The sequence below is a fragment of the Actinacidiphila paucisporea genome (assembly GCF_900142575.1).
GTDB classification, from domain to species: domain Bacteria; phylum Actinomycetota; class Actinomycetes; order Streptomycetales; family Streptomycetaceae; genus Actinacidiphila; species Actinacidiphila paucisporea.
The window spans coordinates 621,122-641,079 of sequence record NZ_FRBI01000002.1 but is presented as its reverse complement, the minus strand read 5'-3'; the positions used below and the strand labels follow the sequence as shown (position 1 = coordinate 641,079).

The window sequence follows — 19,958 nt, the reverse complement described above, 5'->3', positions numbered from 1 at the left end:
GCCGGTCGCGCAGTTCTCCCCCAGAGCTTCGCCTGGGGGTGCCCCCACGCGCCCCCCGGGGGCTGCACGCTGTGCTGAGGGTGAGCGTTTTTCAGGGGCGCGGGGAACGGCGCGGCAAGCCACGGTGCAGCGGCACTGTGAACGCGACAGAACGGGGCTGCCACCCAGGGGTGCGGAGGAGCACCGTGGGCGCGGCCACTCGGTCAGTGCGGCTGGGGGGTGAGGGACCGGGCCTGACGGCCTAGGGTGCGGGGATGGCGTATGACGTGGTGGTGGTGGGCGGAGGGCACAACGGGCTGGTCGCCGCGGCCTATCTGGCGCGGGCCGGGCGCACGGTCCTGGTGGCCGAGCGGCTCGGCGCGGTCGGAGGGGCCGCGGTCTCGACGCGGGCCTTCAGCGGGCTGGACGCCCGCCTGTCCCGGTATTCGTATCTGGTCAGCCTCCTGCCGAGGAAGATCGTCGACGACCTCGGCCTGCGTTTCGCCGTGCGCCGCAGAAGGATCTCCTCGTACACGCCGCACGGCGGCAGCGGGCTCCTGGTCGACGCACAGGACCCGGCCAGGACCCGGGAGGGCTTCGCGCGGCTGACCGGCTCGGACCGGGAGTACGCGGCCTGGGAGCGCTTCTACGCGATGACCCGCCAGGTGGCCGAGGCGGTCTTCCCCACGCTCACCGGGCCGCTGCCCTCCAGGGCCGAGCTGGAGCGCCGGGTCGGCGACCCGGACGCCTGGGCCGCGCTCTTCGAGCGACCCCTCGGGGAGACCGTGGAGGCGGAATTCGCCGACGACACCGTCCGCGGCATCGTGCTGACCGACGCCCTGATCGGCACCTTCACGCACGCCCACGACCCGTCGCTGCGGCAGAACCGCTGCTTCCTTTACCACGTGATCGGCGGCGGCACCGGCGACTGGGACGTGCCGGTGGGCGGCATGGGCGCGCTCACCGACGCCCTCGCGGACGCCGCACGCGCGGCAGGCGCGGAGATCGCCACGTCGACCGAGGTGACCGCGATCGCGACCGACGGCGTACGCGCGGAGCTGACCTTCGCCGACGGCCGCACCGTCGCGGCCCGCGACGTCCTGGTCAACGCCTCCCCGTACGCGCTCGCGGGCCTGCTCGGCGAGCTGCCGCCGGAGCCCGGCCCCGAGGGCGCCCAGCTCAAGGTCAACATGCTGCTGCGCCGCCTGCCGCGGCTGCGGGACACCTCCGTCGACCCGCGGGAGGCCTTCGCCGGGACCTTCCACATCGCGGAGGGCTACGCCGGGCTGCAGACCGCGTACGAGCAGGCCGCCGCGGGCGACGTGCCGGACGCGCCGCCGTCGGAGATCTACTGCCACAGCCTGACCGACCCGTCGATCCTGTCCCCCGAGCTGGCGGGCCAGGGCGTGCACACGCTGACGCTGTTCGGCCTGCACGTGCCCGCCCGGCTCTTCGCGGCCGACCCGGCGGGGGCCAAGGAGGAGGTGCTGCGGGCGACCCTCGCGCAACTCGACGCCGTCCTCGCCGAGCCGCTGGAGAGCTGCCTGGCCCTGGACGCCGATGGCAGGCCCTGCGTCGAGGCGAAGTCGCCACTCGACCTGGAGCGTGAGGTGGGGCTGCCGGGCGGGCACATCTTCCACCGGGACCTGTCGTGGCCCTACGCGGCCGACGACGTGACGGACGCCACCGGCAGGTGGGGGGTGGGCACCTCGTATGCGAACGTCTACGTGTGCGGCGCGGGAGCGGTGCGCGGCGGCGGGGTGAGCGGTGTGCCCGGCCACAATGCGGCGATGGCGGTACTGGAGAAGGCACGATGAAGCAGCACAGGACCACGGCGAGCGCCGAGCGGGCGATCCGGCAGTGGCGGCGCGGCGGCCGCTGGCACACTTTGGACGGCGCCGAGGGCGTACCCGGGCAGCGCCGCCGCACCGCCGACGTGGTCGTGGACTGCGCGGTCTACGAGGACGGCTGCCGGGCGGCGTCGCTGCCGCCGCAGCAGGCGCTGGACGAGGCGCGCAAGCGCGGCGGCTTCGCCTGGATAGGCCTGCACCAGCCGGAGGCCGAGCACCTGGCGGAGATCGCCGAGGTCTTCGGGCTGCACCCGCTGGCGGTCGAGGACGCGGTCCAGGCGCACCAGCGGCCGAAGCTCGAACGCTATGGCGACACGCTCTTCCTGGTGCTCAAGACGATCGTCTTCGTGGAGCACGAGAAGCTCACCGCGACCAGCGAGGTCGTCGACACCGGCGAGCTGATGATCTTCCTGGGCCCTGACTTCGTGGTCGTGGTCCGGCACGGCAGCGCGCCCGGCCTCGCCCGGGTGCGCGCCGCCCTGGAAGCCAGGCCCGACATGCTCAGGCACGGCCCGGCGGCCGTCCTGCACGCCATCGCCGACCAGGTCACCGACGACTTCATGGACGTCGCCGACGCCGTCGAGCTCGACGTGGACACCCTGGAGTCCGACGTCTTCTCCGCCGCCCACGGCGACGACGCCGAGCGCATCTACCAGCTCAAGCGGGAGCTGATCGAGTTCAAGCACGCCGTCTACCCGATGGCCCGCCCGCTGGAGCGCCTGACCGAGGGCGCGGACGGCCTGATCGGCACCGAGATGCGCCGCTACTTCCGTGACGTGGCCGACCACCTCTCGCACGTGAAGGAGCGGCTGACCGCGTACGGCGAGCTGGTGGACGGCCTGCTGGCGGCCAATCTCAGCCAACTCGCGGTACAGCAGAACGTGGACATGCGGCGGATCAGCGCCGGCGCCGCCATCCTGGCGATCCCGACGATGATCGCCGGTTTCTACGGCATGAACTTCCGCCACATGCCCGAACTCGGCTGGAGCTTCGGCTACCCCCTGATGCTGGGGGTGACGGCCGCCCTGTCCGCCGTCGTCTACCGCGCCTTCCGCCGCATCGGCTGGCTGTGACGGGAGGCCCCGGCGAGGCGCCGCCTCACGCGGCGGGCGGGTCGTCCGGGGGCCAGGTGTCCCCCCACTCGGTGTCGCGCGCCGCGCGGTAGGCGGCGCCGTGGCGCTTGCTCACCGTCGTACGCTCCAGGCCGGGAGGGCGCTCGCACAGGTCGAGCAGGACGAGCCCCTTGCGGATCTGCGGGTGGCGGACGACCCGCGCCGGGGCGGGGTCGGCCGGGAAGCGCGCGGCGGCGACGTAGCTGAACTTCTCGTCCTCGTACGGCAGCGACGCCCCCTTGACCTGCCGGTGCAGGGCGGTGCGCTGCACGCGGGCCGCGAAGTGGCACCAGTCGTCGCCGGTGACGGGGCACGGCCCGTCGTGGGGGCAGGGCGCGAGGACGTGCAGCCCGGCGCCGATGAGGCGGTCGCGTGCGTCGAGGACGCGCCTGTAGCCCTCGGGGGTACCGGGTTCGACCACGACGACGGCGCCGGCCGCGGCCTCGGTGGCGGCGGCGAGCAGGGACTCCCGGTCGGTGGAGGTGAGTTCGCCGAGGACGTAGGAGACGGTGACGAGGTCGGCCCGCGGCAGCCGGGCCGTGCCGCCGAGCGGCTGCCTGGTCCATTCGGCATCGCGTACCGCCGCGGTGTGCGCGGTCTCGGCGAGGGCGGCGCCGAGGGTCAGCGCGGGCTGGGACCAGTCGAGGACGGTGCTGCGGTGGGCGGCGTCCTGCCAGGCGTCGGCCACCGCCCAGGTCGCCGCCCCGGTGCCGCCGCCGAGATCGAGGTGCGTTTGCGGGGCCCAGTCACCGGACTGCAAGCGGAATGCGTCGAGCGCCGTTCTGACAGCGGCATAGGTGGCCGGCATGCGGTAGGCGGCATAGGCGGCGACGTCCGCCGCGTCGCGCAGGATCGGCGCGGCGGTGGGGGTCGTACCGCGGTAGCTCTCGATGAGCCGTTCGACCTGTGCGGACGCACTGCTGGGAGCGGTGGACCGCAGCTGGTCGGCGAGGGCCGCGCGGAGGTCGTCGGGGAGGGGCACGGTAGGCACAAGCCCCAACTGTAAGGGCCGTTCACTCCTGTAACGTTTCCCTTACAATGGGTGTCCAATGACGCTCCATAGCCGTGTTAACTCGGTCATAACATCGGCTCGATTATGCGCAAACCACAGCGGAAGAGCCGCCTGTTGGCCTAGCGTTCGCTCTTATCGCGGCGAGTCGCCACTTGGGGAAGTGGAAGGAAGCCGTCGGTCGCGAGGTGACTGGGGGGTCCATGCGGCATGTCGAGGCACAGCCGATCAGACCAGCGGTAACCGTGGCAAGTGAGCGGAGAACCGGGCGGAACGGAAATCCGCTCGCGTTCGGAGCACAGGGTCAGCCGACCGCGCCCGCTGTCGCGGCGGGCGCGTCGCTGCCGTACGCCGGACGGCGTGCGCGCGGCGGCGACGCGCGGACCGGCGCGGCCGCAGCGCACAGCGGGCAGCGCGGCTACGGCCACAAGGCCGGCTGGTACCTGCCGGTCGCGGCGGCCGTGGACGCGGTGGGCGCCGGTGCGCCCGCCGGCGTGGTGCTGCACGCGGGAGGCCAGCCGCATGTGCTGCTGTGCGCGCTGGCGGCCGCGCTGGCGTGGCCCGCGGTGCGGGCGGTGCGGCGGCGCTACGCGCCCGCCGCGCTCGGCGAGAGCCGCGGCGGCCTGCAGGTGCTCGGCGACTGGCTGGTGCTGCTCGGGGTGCTCGCCGTGGTGCGCACCGCGTTCGGTGAGATCACCGAGCCGTCGATCGCGCTGGCCGGGCTCGCCTGGGCGCCGCTGCTGACGGCGCTGTGCCGGCGGGCGACGTACCACCACCTGATCGCCGCCCGGCGCGAGGCGCACGCGGTGCGCAGGGCGCTGGTGATCGGTGAACCGGCCGCCGCCGACCACGTGGTGGGGCATCTGGCGAGCAGGACCGAGCACGGCTACGTGGTCGTCGGGGTGGTCCCGGTGGGCAGCGCGAAACTGGAGTGCGGGGCGCCGGTGACCGAGCGGCTCGCCGTGCTCGACCCGGCCGGGCCGCAGGACGACGCGACGGCGGTGCTGCGGGCGGCCCGCGAGCACGACGCCGAGCTGGTGCTGGTGGCGCCGGGGCCGCGGCTGTCGGCGGAGCGGCTGCGGCGCCTGTCGTGGTGCCTGCACGACGCGGGGCTGCCGGTGGCGCTGCTGCCGGGACTGATCGACGTGCAGGTCAACCGGGTCGGTCTGGACGCGCCCGCCGGCCTGCTGGTGCTGCACATAGCGCCGCCGGTCAGGCACGGGGTGCAGGTCGGGCTGAAGTCGGCGCTCGACCGCACGGGCGCGGCTCTCGGGCTGCTGCTGCTGGCACCGGTCTTCTGCGTGGTGGCGCTGGCCATAAGGCTGACCTCGCCGGGGCCCGCCTTCCACCGGCAGGTGCGCTGCGGGCGGCACCGCACGCGGTTCACGATGTGGAAGTTCCGCACGATGGTCGCCGACGCCGAGTCCCGCAAGCCGGAGTTGGAGCAGACCGGCGCCAACGAGCACGACGGGCTGATGTTCAAGATGCGCCGCGACCCGCGGGTCACCGCGATCGGCCGGCTGCTGCGGCGCTGCTCGCTGGACGAACTGCCGCAGCTGGTCAACGTGCTGCGCGGGGAGATGTCGCTGGTCGGGCCGCGGCCGCCGCTGCCGGAGGAGGTCGACCGCTACGACGAGGTGGCGCTGCGCCGGCTCGCGGTCAAGCCGGGCATCACCGGTCTGTGGCAGGTCAGCGGGCGCTCCGACCTGTCCTGGGACGAGACGCTGGCGCTGGACCTGCGCTACGTGGACAACTGGTCGCTGGCCGGCGACCTGGAGGTCATGACCCGTACGGTACGGGCCGTGGTCGACGGCCGCGGGGCCTACTAGTGGGCCGCCGCGGGCTCCGCGCCCGTGTCCGGCTCAGACCCGGCGGCCGCCGCCGCTCCTCCGGCGCCGGCGACCGCTGCCCTTTCCACGCCCTCGGCCTGCGCCCGCCACTGCTCGTGCACGGCCGCGACACCGTCCCGCAGCGCGATCCGCGGGCGCCAGCCGAGCGCGAACAGCCGGGAGACGTCGAGCAGTTTGCGCGGGGTGCCGTCCGGCTTGGCGGTGTCCCAGCCGATCCGGCCGCGGTAGCCCACCACGTCCGCGACGGTCTCGGCGAGTTCGCGGATCGTCAGGTCCTCGCCGCAGCCGACGTTGACCGGCTCGTCGGCGTCGTAACCGCGCAGCAGCAGGGTGCAGGCCGCCGCGAGGTCGTCCACGTGCAGGAACTCGCGCCGCGGGGTGCCGCTGCCCCACAGTGTGACCTCGGGGGCGCCGTCCCGCGCGGCCTCGTCGAAGCGGCGGATCAGCGCGGGCAGCACGTGCGAGGTGGCCAGGTCGAAGTTGTCGCCCGGCCCGTAGAGGTTGGTCGGCATCGCCGAGATGTACGCGGCGCCGTACTGCCTGCGGTAGGACTGGACCTGGACGATGCCGGCGATCTTCGCCAGCGCGTACGCCTCGTTGGTCGGCTCCAGCGGGCCGGTCAGCAGCGCGTCCTCGCGGATCGGCTGCGGGGCGAACTTCGGGTAGATGCACGACGACCCGAGGAACAGCAGCCGCTGTACCCCGGCCGCGTGGGCGCCCGCGATGACGCTCAGCTGGATCCGCAGGTTGTCCTCGAGAAACTGCACCGGGTGGGTCGAGTTGGCCATGATCCCCCCGACCTTGGCGGCGGCCAGCACCACCGCGTCCGGGCGGGTCTGGTGCAGCCACGCGGCGGTGGCCGCCGTGTCGCGCAGATCCAGGTCCGCACGGGTGCGAACCAGTACGGGATGGCCCTCGGCGGTGAGGCGGCGGACCACCGCGGAACCGACGAGGCCGCGGTGGCCCGCGACGAAGACCCGGGCGCCTTCCGGAAGTAGTTCCGTCATGAACGGCATTGTGTCAGCACACATCGCGCGTTCGGACATTAATTCCGCATTCGTGCGGACCTGAACCGAGACCACTTTGGGGGAACGTGTGGGCAAGACCGCGCTCATCACCGGCGTGACCGGGCAGGACGGCTCTTATCTCGCCGAACTGCTGCTGGACAAGGGATACACCGTGCACGGCATCGTCCGGCGCTCCTCGAGCTTCAACACCGAGCGCATCGACCACATCTACCAGGACCCGCAGGAGCAGAACCGGTCGTTCGTCCTGCACCACGCCGACCTCACCGACGGTGTGGCGCTGGTCAACCTGCTGCGCGACCTGCGGCCCGACGAGATATACAACCTCGGCGCCCAGTCCCACGTCCGGGTGTCCTTCGACGCGCCGCTCTACACCGGTGACGTGACCGGCCTGTCCGCCCTGCGGCTGCTGGAGGCGGTACGCGCCAGCGGCACCGAGGCGCGGATCTACCAGGCCTCGTCCTCGGAGATGTTCGGCTCGGCCCCGCCGCCGCAGAACGAGCGCACCCCCTTCCACCCGCGCAGCCCGTACGGCTGCGCGAAGGTGTTCGGCTACTGGTCGACGGTCAACTACCGTGAGGCCTACGGGATGTACGCCGTCAACGGGATCCTCTTCAACCACGAGTCACCGCGCCGCGGTGAGACCTTCGTGACCAGGAAGATCACCCGGGCGGTGGCCAGGATCAAGGCGGGCCTGCAGGACCGGCTGTATCTGGGCAACCTCGACGCGGTCCGCGACTGGGGCTACGCACCGGAGTACGTGGACGCGATGTGGCGGATGCTGCAGCGCGACGAACCGGAGGACTACGTGGTGGCGACCGGCGAGGCCGCCACCGTGCGGCAGTTCGTCGAGGTCGCCTTCGGGCACGCGGAGCTGGACTGGACCCAGTACGTCCGCTACGACCCCAAGTACGAGCGCCCCAGCGAGGTCGACGCGCTGATCGGCGACGCGACCAAGGCCCGCGACCTGCTCGACTGGGAACCCAAGGTACGGGTCGCCGACCTGGCCCGCATCATGGTCGAGGCGGACATCCGGCAGGTCGCGGACCAACTGGCGGGCGTGACGGTGCGCATCGACAGATGACCCCATGTCGGACAACTTCACCGTACTTCACCAGTTTCGGCAAAAGGGCAGACTGCGGCAAGCGGAACGTCCTACTCTGCCGTGCACCACAACGGCCGTCCAAGGCCGTTGCACATCAGGGGCCTGGGGGGCAACTCATGCGTAAATGGCCGGTGTTCGCGGCTGCCGCCATACTGGCGGCCGCAACGCTGGGAGCGCTGTCGTCACCATCGGCGACCGCGCTCCAACCACCTGTCGGACTGACCGCCGACAATCTCAGCACGTATCAGACCAACGGTGTCGTCTGGGCCGTGGCCCAGGCAGGCGGCATCGTCTACACCGCGGGGACCTTCTCCGCGATACGCCCGGCCGGATCCGCGGCCGGGACCAACGAGACGGCGGTGGCGAACTTCGCCGCCTTCGACGCGGCCACCGGCCAGCCGGCCGGCTGCCAGCTGAACTTCACCGTCGGCTCCAACAACGCGACGGTCCGCGCGCTGGCCGTCTCGCCCGACGGCCACACCCTCTACGCGGGCGGCTTCTTCGGCCAGGTCAACGGGGTCGGGGTGAGCAGCCTCGCCGCGATCGACCTGCACACCTGCACCGTCGACAGCACCTTCCACCCCGGGGTGTCGAGCACCGTGCGGGCCATCCAGGCGACCTCGGACACGGTCTTCTTCGGCGGTGACTTCGCCTCCGTCAACAGCCAGGCCAGGAGCCGCTACGCGGCGGTCAGCACCGCGGGCGCCCTGCTGCCGTGGGCGCCGACAGCCGACGATGCGGGCCGGGCGCTCGCGCTCACCCCGGACGGCCAGGACGCCATCCTCGGCGGCGACTTCAACACCGTCGACGGGGTCAACTCGCACTCCCTCGCGGTGGTCGACTCCGCGACCGGCGCGCTGGTCAAGGCGTATCCGACCGGCTTCATCGACGCGACCTCGGTGACCAAGGACATCGTCGTGGACCCGGCGAGCAACAGCTTCTACACCGCCAACGAGGGCACCGGCGGCGGCGTCTTCGACGGCCGCATCCGGTTCAGCCTCAGCGACTTCGGCCAGGTCTGGCGGGACACCTGCCTGGGCGCCACGCAGACGGTGGCGGTCTACCAGACGGTGCTCTACAGCGGCAGCCACGCCCACGACTGCTCCAGCATGGGCGAATACCCCGACTCGGTGCGCAAGCACCTGCTGGGCGAGTCGGTGGACGACCCGCACCTGCTGGCGTGGTTCCCCGACACCAACGACGGCATCGGCGAGAAGATCGGCCCGCGGGTGATGGCGCTCGCCTCCTCCGGCGGCACCGACTACCTGTGGGTGGGCGGCGAGTTCACCACCGTCAACGGGGTGGCGCAGCAGGGCCTGACGCGCTTCGCCAGCGGCCCGGACACCGGGGCGCCGTCGCTGCCGCAGACGTCGGTGACCAGCATCGACCCGGGTTCGGTGAAGGTCAGCTGGCAGTCCAGCACGGACAACGACGACGGCGTGCTGACCTACCGGGTCTACCGCAACGGCGGCACCACCCCGGTCTACACCGTCACCGGCAGCTCCCTGCCGTGGATCCGCCCGCAGCTCACCTACACCGACACCAACGTCACGCCGGGTGTCAAGTACACCTACCGGGTCTCGGCCAGTGACGGCACCAACACCAGCGCGCAGTCGCCCAACGCGTCGGCCACCGTGCCGGCGACGGCGGAGGCGTACCCGACCCGGGTGCTCGCCGACGGGGCGACCCTCTACTGGCGCGACGACGCGGCCTCCGGGTCGTACAACGCCGACTCCTCCTCCGGCGACGACAGCGGGATCAGCGTCGGCGGCCCGGTGCACGGCGTGACGCCGGGCGCGGTGCCGGGCTCCAAGGCGTACACCTTCAACGGTTCGACGCAGTGGACCTACAGCGACCGGCTGCACCCGACGCCCGCGCAGTACAGCATCGAGACATGGTTCAGGACGACGACCACCTCGGGCGGCAAGCTGATGGGCTTCGGCAACAACTCCACCCACCCCAGCGGCAACTACGACAAGCACATCTACATGACCGACAGCGGGAGGCTGATCTTCGGCGTCTACACCGGCGCGACCCGGATCGTCACCAGCCCGGGCGCGTACAACGACGGCGCCTGGCACCTGGCCGTCGCGACCCAGGGAGCCGACGGGATGAAGCTGTACGTGGACGGCGTGCTCCAGGCGGCCGATCCGACGGTCACCACCAGCCAGAACTACGCCGGCTACTGGCGCATCGGCTACGACAACCTGGGCGGCTGGCCGTCCCAGCCGACGAGCTCGTACTTCGCGGGCTCGACCGACGAGACGGCCGTCTACCCGACGGTGCTCACCCCGGCGCAGATCGCCGGCCACTACGCCCTCGGGACCGCCGGGTGACGGTCACCCGCCGCCCGGCCGCTGTCGCCGCCGTCCTCGTGACGGCGGCGGCAGCGCTGCTGCTGAGCGGCTGCGGCTCGGGGGGCGGCGACACCGCGGCCGGGGGCGGCAAGGCCGGGCACAGCCCGACCGCCGCCGTGTCGGCCCCCGTCGGGGCCCCCACGACCTCCACCGCCTCGCCGGCCGGCACCGCCGCCACCGAGGCGGCCGGTTCGGCGGCCGACGCCCCGAAGGTGCCGGACGCGAAGCTCACCCCGCCCGGCGGCGGCAGCTTCACCAAGCAGCAGAAGACGTACCTGTCCGGCCGGGTCCCGCAGGGCACCGACCCGGCGGCGGTGCTGGAGGGCGGCCAGGAGATCTGCGACCGGCTGACCCGTACCGCGAAGGTCGACAAGGACGCTGCGGCCACCGCGATCGTCACCGGCGACATCAGCATGGCGGGCGCCGCGGCGGCCGTCAGCGCGCTGTGCCCCGGCCAGCAGCCCGTCGTCGACGCGGCACGGCACGGCTTCGGCGACGGTACGTTCACGGTCGCCGCCAAGGCCGTGCCCGGCACGTCGGTCGCCCGCGGTAGCTACCGGGTACCGCACCCGTCGTCGACCTGCTCCTGGCGGGTCACCGGCGCGAACGGCGCCACCCTGGCGTCGGGCCGCACGGCCCGGCTGACCGTACCGGCCGCCGCGCGCGGCATCACCTCCAGCGGGTGCTACGCCTGGCTGGCCGACGGAGGGGCCTGATGGACCCGATGGACAGACTGCCGCTCGTCGTGGCGATACCGACCAAGAACGAGGCCGAGAACATCGCCCGTACGGTGTCCTCCGTCATCGGCCACGTGCAGGCCGTCGTCGTGGTCGACTCGCACAGCACCGACGACACCTGCAAGATCGCCGCCGAACTGGGCGCGGAGACCGTCGAGTACACCTGGGACGGCCGCTACCCGAAGAAGAAGCAATGGTGCCTGGACCACGTCCACCCGGAGATCCCGTGGCTGCTCTTCCTCGACGGCGACGAGACGCCGAGCCCCGAACTGCTCGGCGAGCTGCGGTCGGTGTTCGCCGGCGGGGCGCCGTCGGTGGCCGCCTTCGACATCCCGCTGGGCTACTGGTTCGCCGGCCGGCGGCTGCGGCACGGCTACACCATCGTCAAGCGCGCCCTGATGGACCGCACCCGCTGCCGCTTCCCCGAGGTGGGCGACCTCGACGCGCCCGGCATGGGCGAACAGGAGGGCCACTACCAGCCGGTGGCCGCGTCGGCCGCCCGGCTGCGCTCCCCCATCGAGCACGAGGACCTCGACCCGGTGAACACCTGGTTCGACCGGCACAACCGCTACTCCGACTGGGAGGCCTGGCTCGAACTCAACCCGCAGGTCAAGGAGCAGATCAGGAAGGTCAAGACCCGGCAGGGCCGGATCTTCCACAAGGTGCCCTTCAAGCCGCTGGTGTCCTTCGGCTATGCGTACGTCTACAAGCGCGGCTTCCTGGACGGCAGGGCAGGCCTGGACTACGCCCTCGCGATGAGTTTCTACCGCTGGCAGATCGGGCTCAAGACCCGTGAACAGCGCCGCCCGGGGCCATGACCCCGGCGTAGACGTCCAGCAGGGTGTCGACGACCGCGTCGATCGAGAAGCGGTCGTTGACCAGCTGCCGGGCGGCCAGTGACGCCTGCTCGTTGGCGGCCGGGTCGAGCAGCTCCAGCACCGCCCGGCCGACCAGCGGCCCGTTGTCCGCGTCGGGCACGCTGTCGGTGACCCGGCCCGCACCCGCCGCCTCGACATCCGGCGACAGGCCGCCGGTGCGGGCCACCACCACCGGCAGCCCCACCGACATCGCCTCCAGGATCGACACGGCGAACGGCTCGACCACCGACGGCAGGACGTACACGTCCGCCGCCCGCAGCCGTTCGAGCACCTCGTCGTGCCCGAGCGCGCCCACGCACTCCAGCGACCCCGACACCCCCAGGTCCGCCGCCAGCTTGCGCATGGGCCCGGTCAGATCGCCGGTGTCCGGCCCGGCCAGCACGAACCGGGCGTCCGGATAGTGCGCGAGGACGGTCGGCATCGCGTTGACGAAGTCCTCGGGCCGCTTGCGCTTCTGCACCCGGGCCAGGTAAAGGACGGTCGGCGGCCGGTCGCCCCGCGGCGGGCGCGCGTCCTGCGGGGTCACGCCGTTCACCAACCGGTGGAAGGTCCGCAGCGGTGTCCCCGGCACCACCGCCTGCACCCCGTCCCGCTCCATCCGGGTCAGGTGCAGGATCGCGTCCGCCCGGCGCAGCACCCGCTTCATGCCGAGCACGTCGACGGCCTTCGCGAACAGCTTCTCCGTCGGGTCGATCATCCCGTGCGTCTGCACCACCAGCGGCACGTTCGCTTCCAGCGCGATCAGGGCGAAGGGCAGGGTGATCAGGTCCCGCATCAGGTGCACATGGACGACGTCCGCGCTCTTCACCATGCGGCGGGCCTGGCGCAGCAGCGCCGGCGAGGTGATCCCGCTGACCTCGAACGCCGGCAGCACGTGCCGCGCCTGATGGACGAAGGAGGGCACGCCCTCCACCTCGGTGGGCAGCGGCCCGGTGAACTTGTCCCCCAGGGTGGCGATCCGCGCGTCCGCGCCTTTGCGGCGCAGGCCCTTGCAGAGATTCAGGGCGACCCGCGTCGGGCCGCCGAAGTCGTTCGTCGGCGTGTGCAACGTGACGACATGCAATACCCGCACGGTTTCCTCCCCCGGGAACCCCCCAGCCCCCTCTTCTCCACCCTATCCGGGTACGGTCCGCCCCGCGCACCTTCCGCCCTTTTGTCAGCGCGCCCGCCAAGGCGGGGCAACCGCAATAGACTTCCCCCGGGGAGGGGGTGGTGGAGGCGTGACGCTCAGCGCGAGCCCGCGCACAGTGACGCCCGCGAGAGCGGCCGCCTCGGTGCCCCGCGCGGCACTGTCCCGCGCCCTGTCCGTACCGCTGGCGCTGGCCCTCGTCGGCTTCCTCCCCGGTTACGTGACGGCGCAGCCGGGAACCGGCGTCCGCGACACGGCGTACTGGCTGCAGCTCACCCTCACCGTCTACGCCGGCGGCCGGCTCGCCGCCATGGTGCTGACCAGGCGCCGCCGCCTGATCCAGGGCGCCTTCTGGCTGTTCGTCTACGTCGCCATGGGCGTCGCCCCGCTGGCGCAGGAGGTGATCGGCCAGGTCCCGACACCGGTGGTCGGGCCGCGGTCCGACACGACCACCGCGATCACCCTGGTCATCCTGGGGTGCGTCGCCTTCGACGTCGGCGCGCTGCTGGCCCGCCACCGCCCGGCGGCGCGGGTGCTCCGGGCACGGCCGCCCGCGCAGGTCTCCCGCCGCAGGCTGTGGCTGCTGATCGCGGTGGCCTACCTCGGCAGCGCGGTCTCGATCGCCAAACTCGGCGGCCCCGCCGTCTTCTTCACCAGCCGCCAGGCGATCAGCGAGTCCGTGCAGTCCAGCGGCCTGGCGGGCGGCAGCGGCGACAGCCATGTCGGCTCGGCCCTCATCCGCGGTTTCGGGACCGTACCGGCCCTGCTGGCGCTGCTGTTCCTGGTGCGCTGGATGATCACCTCCCGGGTGGCCCGGCGCACCCCGCTGGCGATCGCCGCGCTCGGCGGCCTGGTCGTGATCAACCTGATCGTCAACAACCCGATCTCGAACCCGCGTTACTGGTTCCTGACCGTCGTCTTCTCGCTGCTCTTCACCGCCTTCCCGCGCAGCCCCGTGATGTACCGCGCGGCACTGGTCACCGGCGTGGTGGCCGCACTGCTGCTGTTCCCGTTCCTCGACCGCTTCCGCTACGACTCCGGCGGCTACCACCCGGTGCAGACCACGTCGGTCCTCGAACCGCTGACCCTCAAGGACTACGACCAGGTGGGGATGTTCGCGAACACCCTGACCTTCGTGCACTCGGGCAAGGGGCACTCGCACGGTCGGCAACTCGCCGCCGACGTCTTCTTCTTCGTGCCGCGTTCGGTGTGGCACGGCAAGCCGCTGGACTCCGGGGTGCAGGTCGGCCAGTGGATGGGCATGACCAACACCAACCTGTCGTCGCCGCTGTGGGCCGAACTGTGGCTGGACTTCGGCCCGGTGGGGATGACCGGCGGCTTCCTCGCGCTGGGCTACCTGTGTGCGCGGGGCGACCGGCGCTATGCGCAGCGGACGTTGGAGGACGGGCGGCCGGGCACCGTGATGGCGGTGGTGATCCCGCTGGTGTGCGGGTATTCCTTTATCCTGCTGCGCGGCCCGCTGCTGCAGGCGTCGGGGCGTATCGGCATCGCGGCCGTGTGCCTGGCGCTGGTCACCACCTTCAGCGAGGACCGGCGGAAGATCCTGCGGTGACGGTCTCGCCGGTGCCGCCCTGGGCCTGCTGCCCGACGGCGGGTGCCTGGCGCCGCCGGTGCGCGGCGATCCGCAGCCACAGGGCGGCGGCCTTGAGGGCCGAGCCCAGGCACAGGCCCCAGGCGGCGCCGTAGACGCCATCGAGGCGGTAGCCGCCGAGCATGAAGGCGACGGAGGCGAGGGAGAAGACCACCTGGATCGGCAGCGTCGCCTTGGGTTGCAGCACCCGCAGGGTGAGCAGGGCGCTGGTGCCCAGCGCGATGCCGGCGTACTGGCTGCCCGACGCGGCCAGCAGGCCGGCGGACGCCGCCCAGGTGTCGCCGAGGAGCTGGCGGCCGGCGCTGTCGGGCAGCAGCATCAGCACGATCGTCCAGACCACGGCGACCCAGGCGAGCGCGACGGCCAGCACGGCGGTGGCGCGGACCTTGGCGTCGGCGTCGCGTACCCGGTTGAGCAGGGGCGGGCCGAAGGCGGTGGCCGAGTTGAACAGGACGTTCATCGGGCCGAAGAGGGTGGTGGCGCCGCGCAGGGCGCCGACGGCGAGGGGCGCGGCGAAGAGGCCGAGGCCGACGACGGCGAGCTGGCTGGTGGCGTTGCCGACGCCGAACTCGACCACGAAGCGCTGCCCGAGGTGCCCGCGGCGGAGGAACTTCCGCAGGTCCAGCGGCGCGCCCTTGATCCGCGGCCACAGCAGCGCGGCGGCCACCAGCAGCGCGGGCAGCGCGGACAGCCCCCATACGGCGACCAGCCGCTGCGGCCCGGCCCCGTGCGGCTGCACGGCGAGGGCGGGCACCGCGACAAGCAGCCGCACGGTGTCGCCGACCAGGGCGTAGTGCGGCAGCCGCAGCGCGGAGAAGCAGTACCGCAGGCCGTCCTGGGTGAGCACGATCGGCAGGACCAGGCCGAGCACGGCCAGACCGTGCGCGGTCGCGCCGTCGGCGAGACCGAGCCCGACGGCCATCGCCAGGCCGATCGCGGTGGAGGCGACCGCGGTGAAGGTGGCCGCGGACCGGCAGGCGGCCCGTACGCGCTCGGTGCCGCGCTCCAGCACCAGCGCCTGGCCGACGTACGACACGCCGACGCCGAGCAGCACGGTGAAGATCATGTAGACCATCGAGAACACCGAGAAGCCGGCGGCGCTCGACAGCCGGGCGGCGACCACCAGCACGATGATGTTGGTGAGCGCGGCCACCCCCTGGTCGGCCACCGAGCTGACGATGGCGGCCTTGGGGCCGATCCCCGCGGCGCCCTCCTCGGGGTCGCCGCCGGCGGCGGCCGCGGCGCCGTCCGGGCCGGCGTCCAGCGGGTCATGGGGGGCGGCCCCGGCCGCGGCTGCGTGCCGCGGGGCGGGGCCCGTCAAGGGACCGGGTGGCGTTCTGGCGCTGTGGTGGCTTCCTGGGGCAGGTCGCCGTCGGGGCGGGCGGCGGGGGCGGCCGGGGCCGCCGGGCGGGACCAACGGGCGAAGCCGAAGCGGCGGCCGTTGCCGTCCTCGGAGGAGTGCAGGACGACGCCGAGGACGGCGGCGCCGGCGGCGTCGATCAGTTCGCGTACGCGTTCCAGGTCGGCGCGGTGCACGGCCCGCGGGTCGCACACCACGACGACGCCGTCGACGCGGTCGGCCAGCGCGACGGCGTCGGCGTAGGCGAGGACGGGCGGTGCGAGGACGACCACGACGGAGCCGGGCTCGTCCGCCTCGGCGAACAGCCGCCCGGCCGAGGCGGAGGTCAGGGCGCGGGCGACATTGCGCACCCGGCGGCCAGGCACCAGGTCGAAGGACCCGGACTCCCCGGCGTCGATGGGCATTTGCAGCCCCGCGGGCCAACCGCCCTCGCCGAGCCCGGGAGTCCGGGCCCAGCCGGGCCTGGCACCGTCCGCGGTGCGCAGCCGGGCGGACAGCGCGGGGGTGCGCAGGTCGGCCTCGACGAGCAGTACCTCCATGCCCATCTCGGCGAAGGACGCCGCCAGGTTGACGGCCACGGCGGCGGGTGTCTCGCCGGTGCCGCGCGGGGCGACGACCAGCAGCCGGCGCCGCTCGGAGAAGCGCTTGTCGCGGGTGAGGCGGAAGGCGACCGCCCGGTACTCCTCGGCGAGCCGCCCGTCGCCGCGGCCGCCCGCGAGCAGGCCGCCGCCGGCGGTGCCCGCGAGGGCACGGCCGCGCAGCCGGGGCAGGGTGCCGAGCACGGGGGCGCCCAGGGTGCGGGTGACCTCGCCGTCGCTGCGTACGGTCGGGTCGAAGACCAGCCGCACCCAGGCGAGGAGCAGGCCGAGCGCGACGCCGACGACGACGCCGAGACCGAGCATCATCGGCAGCCCGGGCCCTGAGGGCGCGGCGGGCGGGACGCCCGGCTTGATGACCAGCCCCGGCGTGGTGTCCAGTGCGCGCAACCCGCTGATGTTGGCGTTGAGTTCGGTGATCCGGCTGAGCAGATTCGTCTGCGAGGAGACCAGGGTCCCGACGACCTGGCTGCTCTTGGCGTGGGCGATCTGGTCGAGCAGGTCGTTGCGCTGGGTGACCATCGGGTCGAGCTGGGCCTGGTAACTGGTCACCATGCGGGCGACGGTGGCCTTGGTCTGCGCCTGGCGGTCGTCCAGGTAGGCCTTGGTGAAGGCGTTCACCCAGTCCGCCGCGTGCTGGGCGCTGGCCGCCGTGCAGGTGAAACGCAGCACGAGCGTGTTGGGCGGGTTGGTCACCTGGAGGCACTTCGACATCGCCGTGACCGGCGCCCCCGTCGCCTTGGCGGCCGCGTCGGCGACCGTGCTGCTGAGCGCGCTCTGCCGCTCGGTGCCGATGTCGATGTTCTTGTCGGCGGTCGCCCCGGCCACGAAGGGATCCTCGATGGCGGCCCTGACCCGCAGCTCGCTGGTCGCCGTATAGGTGTCGGCCCCGCTGAAGGCGAGGTAGGCGCCGCCGAGCAGGCCGATCAGCAACCCGACCACCAGCAGCGACCGGTAGCGGATCAGCTGGCGGAACTGGTCGCGCAGCAGGTCGGGTTCGTCCTGCGGCTGCTGCTCCGCACGTGTCACGTCGATCACTTGGCCTCTGCCCCCTCGTCGTCCACCGCGCCGGGCACCGCCGCGGCGGCGGCCATCGCTTCCCGCGGCGCTCCCGGCCGCACCCCGGCCATCTCCCCGAGCGCCTCGGTGAGCAGCGCGTCGATCCGCGCGAGGCCCGCCTCGCGGCTCAGGTGGTCGCGCACGTACAGCGGTCCGCGGGCCCCCAGCGCGTCCGCCCTGCCAGGATCATCGGCCAGCGCGCGCACCGCGTCCAGCAGCGCGCGCGGATCCTCCGGGGCGATGACGACGCCGGCGCCCGACCTCTCGACCTCCTGCGCGGTGCCGCCCGCCGCCGCGACGGAGGCGAGCACCGGCCGCCCGGCGGCGAAGTAGGAGGTGAGCTTGGAAGGGATGCTCATGTCCAGCACCGAAGCCCGCTGGGTGACCGCGAGCACGTCGGCTGCGGCCAGCACGTCGGGGAAGTCCGCCTCGTCGGCGGGCGGTGCGAAGTGGAGGTTGGGCAGGTCGCCGGCCGACCCCTGCAGCTTCTGCCGCTGGTTGCCGTCGCCCATGAGTACGACCTGCAGTTCGGGGTCCAGCCTGGCCGCCTCGACGAGGACTTCGAGGCCCTGCTTGAGGCCCATGTTGCCCGAGTGCAGCAGCACCGTCCGCCCCGGCCGCCAGCCGAGCCGGGCGCGCGTCTCCTCCCGGGGGCGCGAAGGGCTCCGCACGTGCGACCAGTTGGGCACCAGCCGTATGCGCTCCTCGGGCACGCCGAGGGCGGCGACCTTCGCCACGAAGGTCTCGTGGATCACGCCGACCAGGGTCGCCCTGCGCAGGGCGTAGGCCTCCGCCGCCCCGGCCACGGCCGCGACCCGGTCCCCGCCGCGTATCCCGCTCTGCCTGGCGGCCGCGCCCATCAGATCCTGCACCACGGGGATGTACGGCACCCGGTGGTGGCGGGCCAGCCGGGCGCCGATGATGCCGCCCGCGAGGCTCGGCAGTTGGGCGACCACCGCGTCGGGCCTGTCCATCGCGGGCGGGGCGTAGAGGCCGTGCCCGAGCACCGACGCCTCGAACAGCGCCCGGCGCAGGGCGGTCTGCCGTGGCGGGACCGTATGCCGCCGCCGGTGCACCCGTACCCCCGCGCGCTCCTCCTGCGTACGCCACACTCCCGCGTAGGCCGGGTCGACCCGCCACGCCGGGTAGTGCGGCATCCCGGCGAGTACGTGCACCTCGGCGCCGCCCGCCGCCCAGTGCTCGGCGATCTGGGTGGCGTAGGGCCCTATCCCGGCATGCTCGGGCGCGTAGTTGGTGGAGACCAGCAGCAGGCGGCGGCGCGCGGCGGAACCGGCCACGGAGTGTTCCTTCCCCCCAGACGAACAACCCACAGACGAACAACTGCCCACACTAGCCGTTCACCGGGGCATCACGCCGGGTCTTGCCAACCGTCGGACTTTGGCGAATCGCCGCTTTTCCGCCCGGCGGTCCGGCTATCGTCTGAGACTCCGCAACGCCGGGGAGCGTTGTACGGCTGCACGTACGGCTGGGGGGTCGTGTCATGGCACAACGGGTCGGTACGCACCGGGTCGGTTACGCACCGGGGGTCTACGACCTCTTCCACGTCGGGCACCTCAACATCCTGCGGCACGCCCGCAGCCAGTGCGACTACCTGGTGGCGGGGGTCGTCTCGGACGAGATGGCCCAGCTCGCCAAGGGCCGCAGCCCGGTGGTGCCGCTGATCGAGCGCCTGGAGATCGTCCGCAGCATCCGCTTCGTGGACGCCGCCTTCGTGGAGACGGTGCCGGACAAGGTGGAGACCTGGCGGCAGGTCAGGTTCGACGTGCTCTTCAAGGGCGACGACTGGCGCGGCACGGAGAAGGGCCTGCGCCTGGAGCGGGACTTCGCGGCGGTGGGCGTGGAGATCGTCTACTTCCCCTACACCGTCCACACGTCGAGCACCCAGTTGCGCCGGGCCCTGGACGTGCTGGCCCAGCCGGTCATGCCGTCGGAGGCGCTGCCGAACTGAGCTGGGCCGGGGCGTCTTCGGCTGGTGCGGCTCCTGTCGCCTGCCGCGACGGGTCCGCGAGCCGGGACCGCGTACGGCGGCGGGTCCCCCGGCGGCTGCCCGTTCCGGCGCTCCGCGGGCTGGCCCTGACGGCCGCGCTCGGCGAAATTTGGCCCGGACATGCCGTTCGTGGCTGATGAGTTGTCGGCAGGTGCCCGGCCCGTGGGCGACAGCGTGCGACAGGTCCGGCGGAGCCGGCCCGGGGCGATGACCCGCGCCCACGGCTCGCGGGACAGGACGCCGACGCCCTGCCCGTGCGGCCGCCCCGAGGCGGCCGCCGAGGCCAAGGCCG

General features: G+C 73.0%; 15 protein-coding genes. 9 read left to right on the top strand and 6 right to left on the bottom strand.

Annotated features, from left to right (window positions below; genetic code table 11):
* The first annotated feature begins 254 nt into the window (after positions 1-254).
* Entirely contained in the window at positions 255-1,796 is a 1,542-nt protein-coding gene (locus tag BUE44_RS05940; RefSeq protein ID WP_073494419.1) for a phytoene desaturase family protein, read from the top strand.
* A complete protein-coding gene (gene corA, locus BUE44_RS05935) occupies positions 1,793-2,902 on the top strand; it encodes a magnesium/cobalt transporter CorA (RefSeq protein ID WP_073494417.1) in 1,110 nt (369 codons plus the stop codon). The genes BUE44_RS05940 and corA overlap by 4 nt, the downstream gene beginning before the upstream one ends.
* Before the next feature lie 25 nt (positions 2,903-2,927).
* Here the strand turns inward: corA and BUE44_RS05930 are convergent, their stop codons facing one another.
* Entirely contained in the window at positions 2,928-3,932 is a 1,005-nt protein-coding gene (locus BUE44_RS05930) for a small ribosomal subunit Rsm22 family protein (protein WP_235001917.1), read from the bottom strand.
* Positions 3,933-4,393: 461 nt separating this feature from the next.
* Here BUE44_RS05930 and BUE44_RS05925 point away from each other — a divergent pair, with 461 nt between their 5' ends.
* Positions 4,394-5,779, top strand: coding sequence for a sugar transferase (locus tag BUE44_RS05925; RefSeq protein ID WP_407640005.1), 1,386 nt, complete (start codon positions 4,394-4,396; stop codon positions 5,777-5,779).
* Here BUE44_RS05925 and BUE44_RS05920 read toward each other — a convergent pair.
* Complete coding sequence (locus BUE44_RS05920; RefSeq protein ID WP_407640001.1) at positions 5,776-6,816, bottom strand: GDP-L-fucose synthase family protein; 1,041 nt, start codon at positions 6,814-6,816, stop codon at positions 5,776-5,778. The genes BUE44_RS05925 and BUE44_RS05920 overlap by 4 nt on opposite strands.
* Before the next feature lie 79 nt (positions 6,817-6,895).
* Between BUE44_RS05920 and gmd the strand changes: the two genes are divergently transcribed.
* The 4 genes from gmd to BUE44_RS05900 all read left to right on the top strand — a co-directional run bounded on the left by gmd (position 6,896) and on the right by BUE44_RS05900 (position 11,842).
* Positions 6,896-7,909, top strand: coding sequence for a GDP-mannose 4,6-dehydratase (gene gmd / locus BUE44_RS05915; RefSeq protein WP_073494412.1), 1,014 nt, complete (start codon positions 6,896-6,898; stop codon positions 7,907-7,909).
* Positions 7,910-8,046: 137 nt separating this feature from the next.
* On the top strand, positions 8,047-10,266 hold the full coding sequence (locus BUE44_RS05910; RefSeq protein ID WP_073494410.1) for a LamG-like jellyroll fold domain-containing protein: 2,220 nt from the start codon (positions 8,047-8,049) through the stop codon (positions 10,264-10,266).
* The gene (locus BUE44_RS05905; RefSeq protein ID WP_073494408.1) at positions 10,263-11,003 is read left to right on the top strand and encodes a hypothetical protein; all 741 of its coding nucleotides are present in this window, start codon (positions 10,263-10,265) and stop codon (positions 11,001-11,003) included. The genes BUE44_RS05910 and BUE44_RS05905 overlap by 4 nt, the downstream gene beginning before the upstream one ends.
* Before the next feature lie 8 nt (positions 11,004-11,011).
* Entirely contained in the window at positions 11,012-11,842 is an 831-nt protein-coding gene (locus BUE44_RS05900; RefSeq protein ID WP_073494619.1) for a glycosyltransferase family 2 protein, read from the top strand.
* Here BUE44_RS05900 and BUE44_RS05895 read toward each other — a convergent pair.
* A complete protein-coding gene (locus tag BUE44_RS05895) occupies positions 11,808-12,974 on the bottom strand; it encodes a glycosyltransferase (RefSeq protein ID WP_073494405.1) in 1,167 nt (388 codons plus the stop codon). The two genes, BUE44_RS05900 and BUE44_RS05895, sit on opposite strands and share 35 nt — an antisense overlap.
* Before the next feature lie 148 nt (positions 12,975-13,122).
* On the opposite strand from BUE44_RS05895, the gene BUE44_RS05890 reads away from it, so the two are divergent.
* On the top strand, positions 13,123-14,604 hold the full coding sequence (locus BUE44_RS05890) for a hypothetical protein (RefSeq protein WP_235001916.1): 1,482 nt from the start codon (positions 13,123-13,125) through the stop codon (positions 14,602-14,604).
* Here BUE44_RS05890 and BUE44_RS05885 read toward each other — a convergent pair.
* The 3 genes from BUE44_RS05885 to BUE44_RS05875 form a co-directional block, all read right to left on the bottom strand.
* Positions 14,573-15,841 (bottom strand): MATE family efflux transporter, encoded by a 1,269-nt coding sequence (locus BUE44_RS05885; protein WP_073494617.1) that lies wholly within the window; start codon positions 15,839-15,841, stop codon positions 14,573-14,575. The two genes, BUE44_RS05890 and BUE44_RS05885, sit on opposite strands and share 32 nt — an antisense overlap.
* 119 nt (positions 15,842-15,960) lie before the next feature.
* Complete coding sequence (locus BUE44_RS05880) at positions 15,961-17,637, bottom strand: lipopolysaccharide biosynthesis protein (RefSeq protein WP_073494400.1); 1,677 nt, start codon at positions 17,635-17,637, stop codon at positions 15,961-15,963.
* Complete coding sequence (locus BUE44_RS05875; protein WP_079189523.1) at positions 17,634-18,923, bottom strand: glycosyltransferase; 1,290 nt, start codon at positions 18,921-18,923, stop codon at positions 17,634-17,636. Before BUE44_RS05875 ends, BUE44_RS05880 begins: the two co-directional genes overlap by 4 nt.
* A gap of 236 nt (positions 18,924-19,159) precedes the next feature.
* On the opposite strand from BUE44_RS05875, the gene BUE44_RS05870 reads away from it, so the two are divergent.
* On the top strand, positions 19,160-19,627 hold the full coding sequence (locus BUE44_RS05870; protein ID WP_073494398.1) for an adenylyltransferase/cytidyltransferase family protein: 468 nt from the start codon (positions 19,160-19,162) through the stop codon (positions 19,625-19,627).
* Positions 19,628-19,958 lie beyond the last annotated feature (331 nt).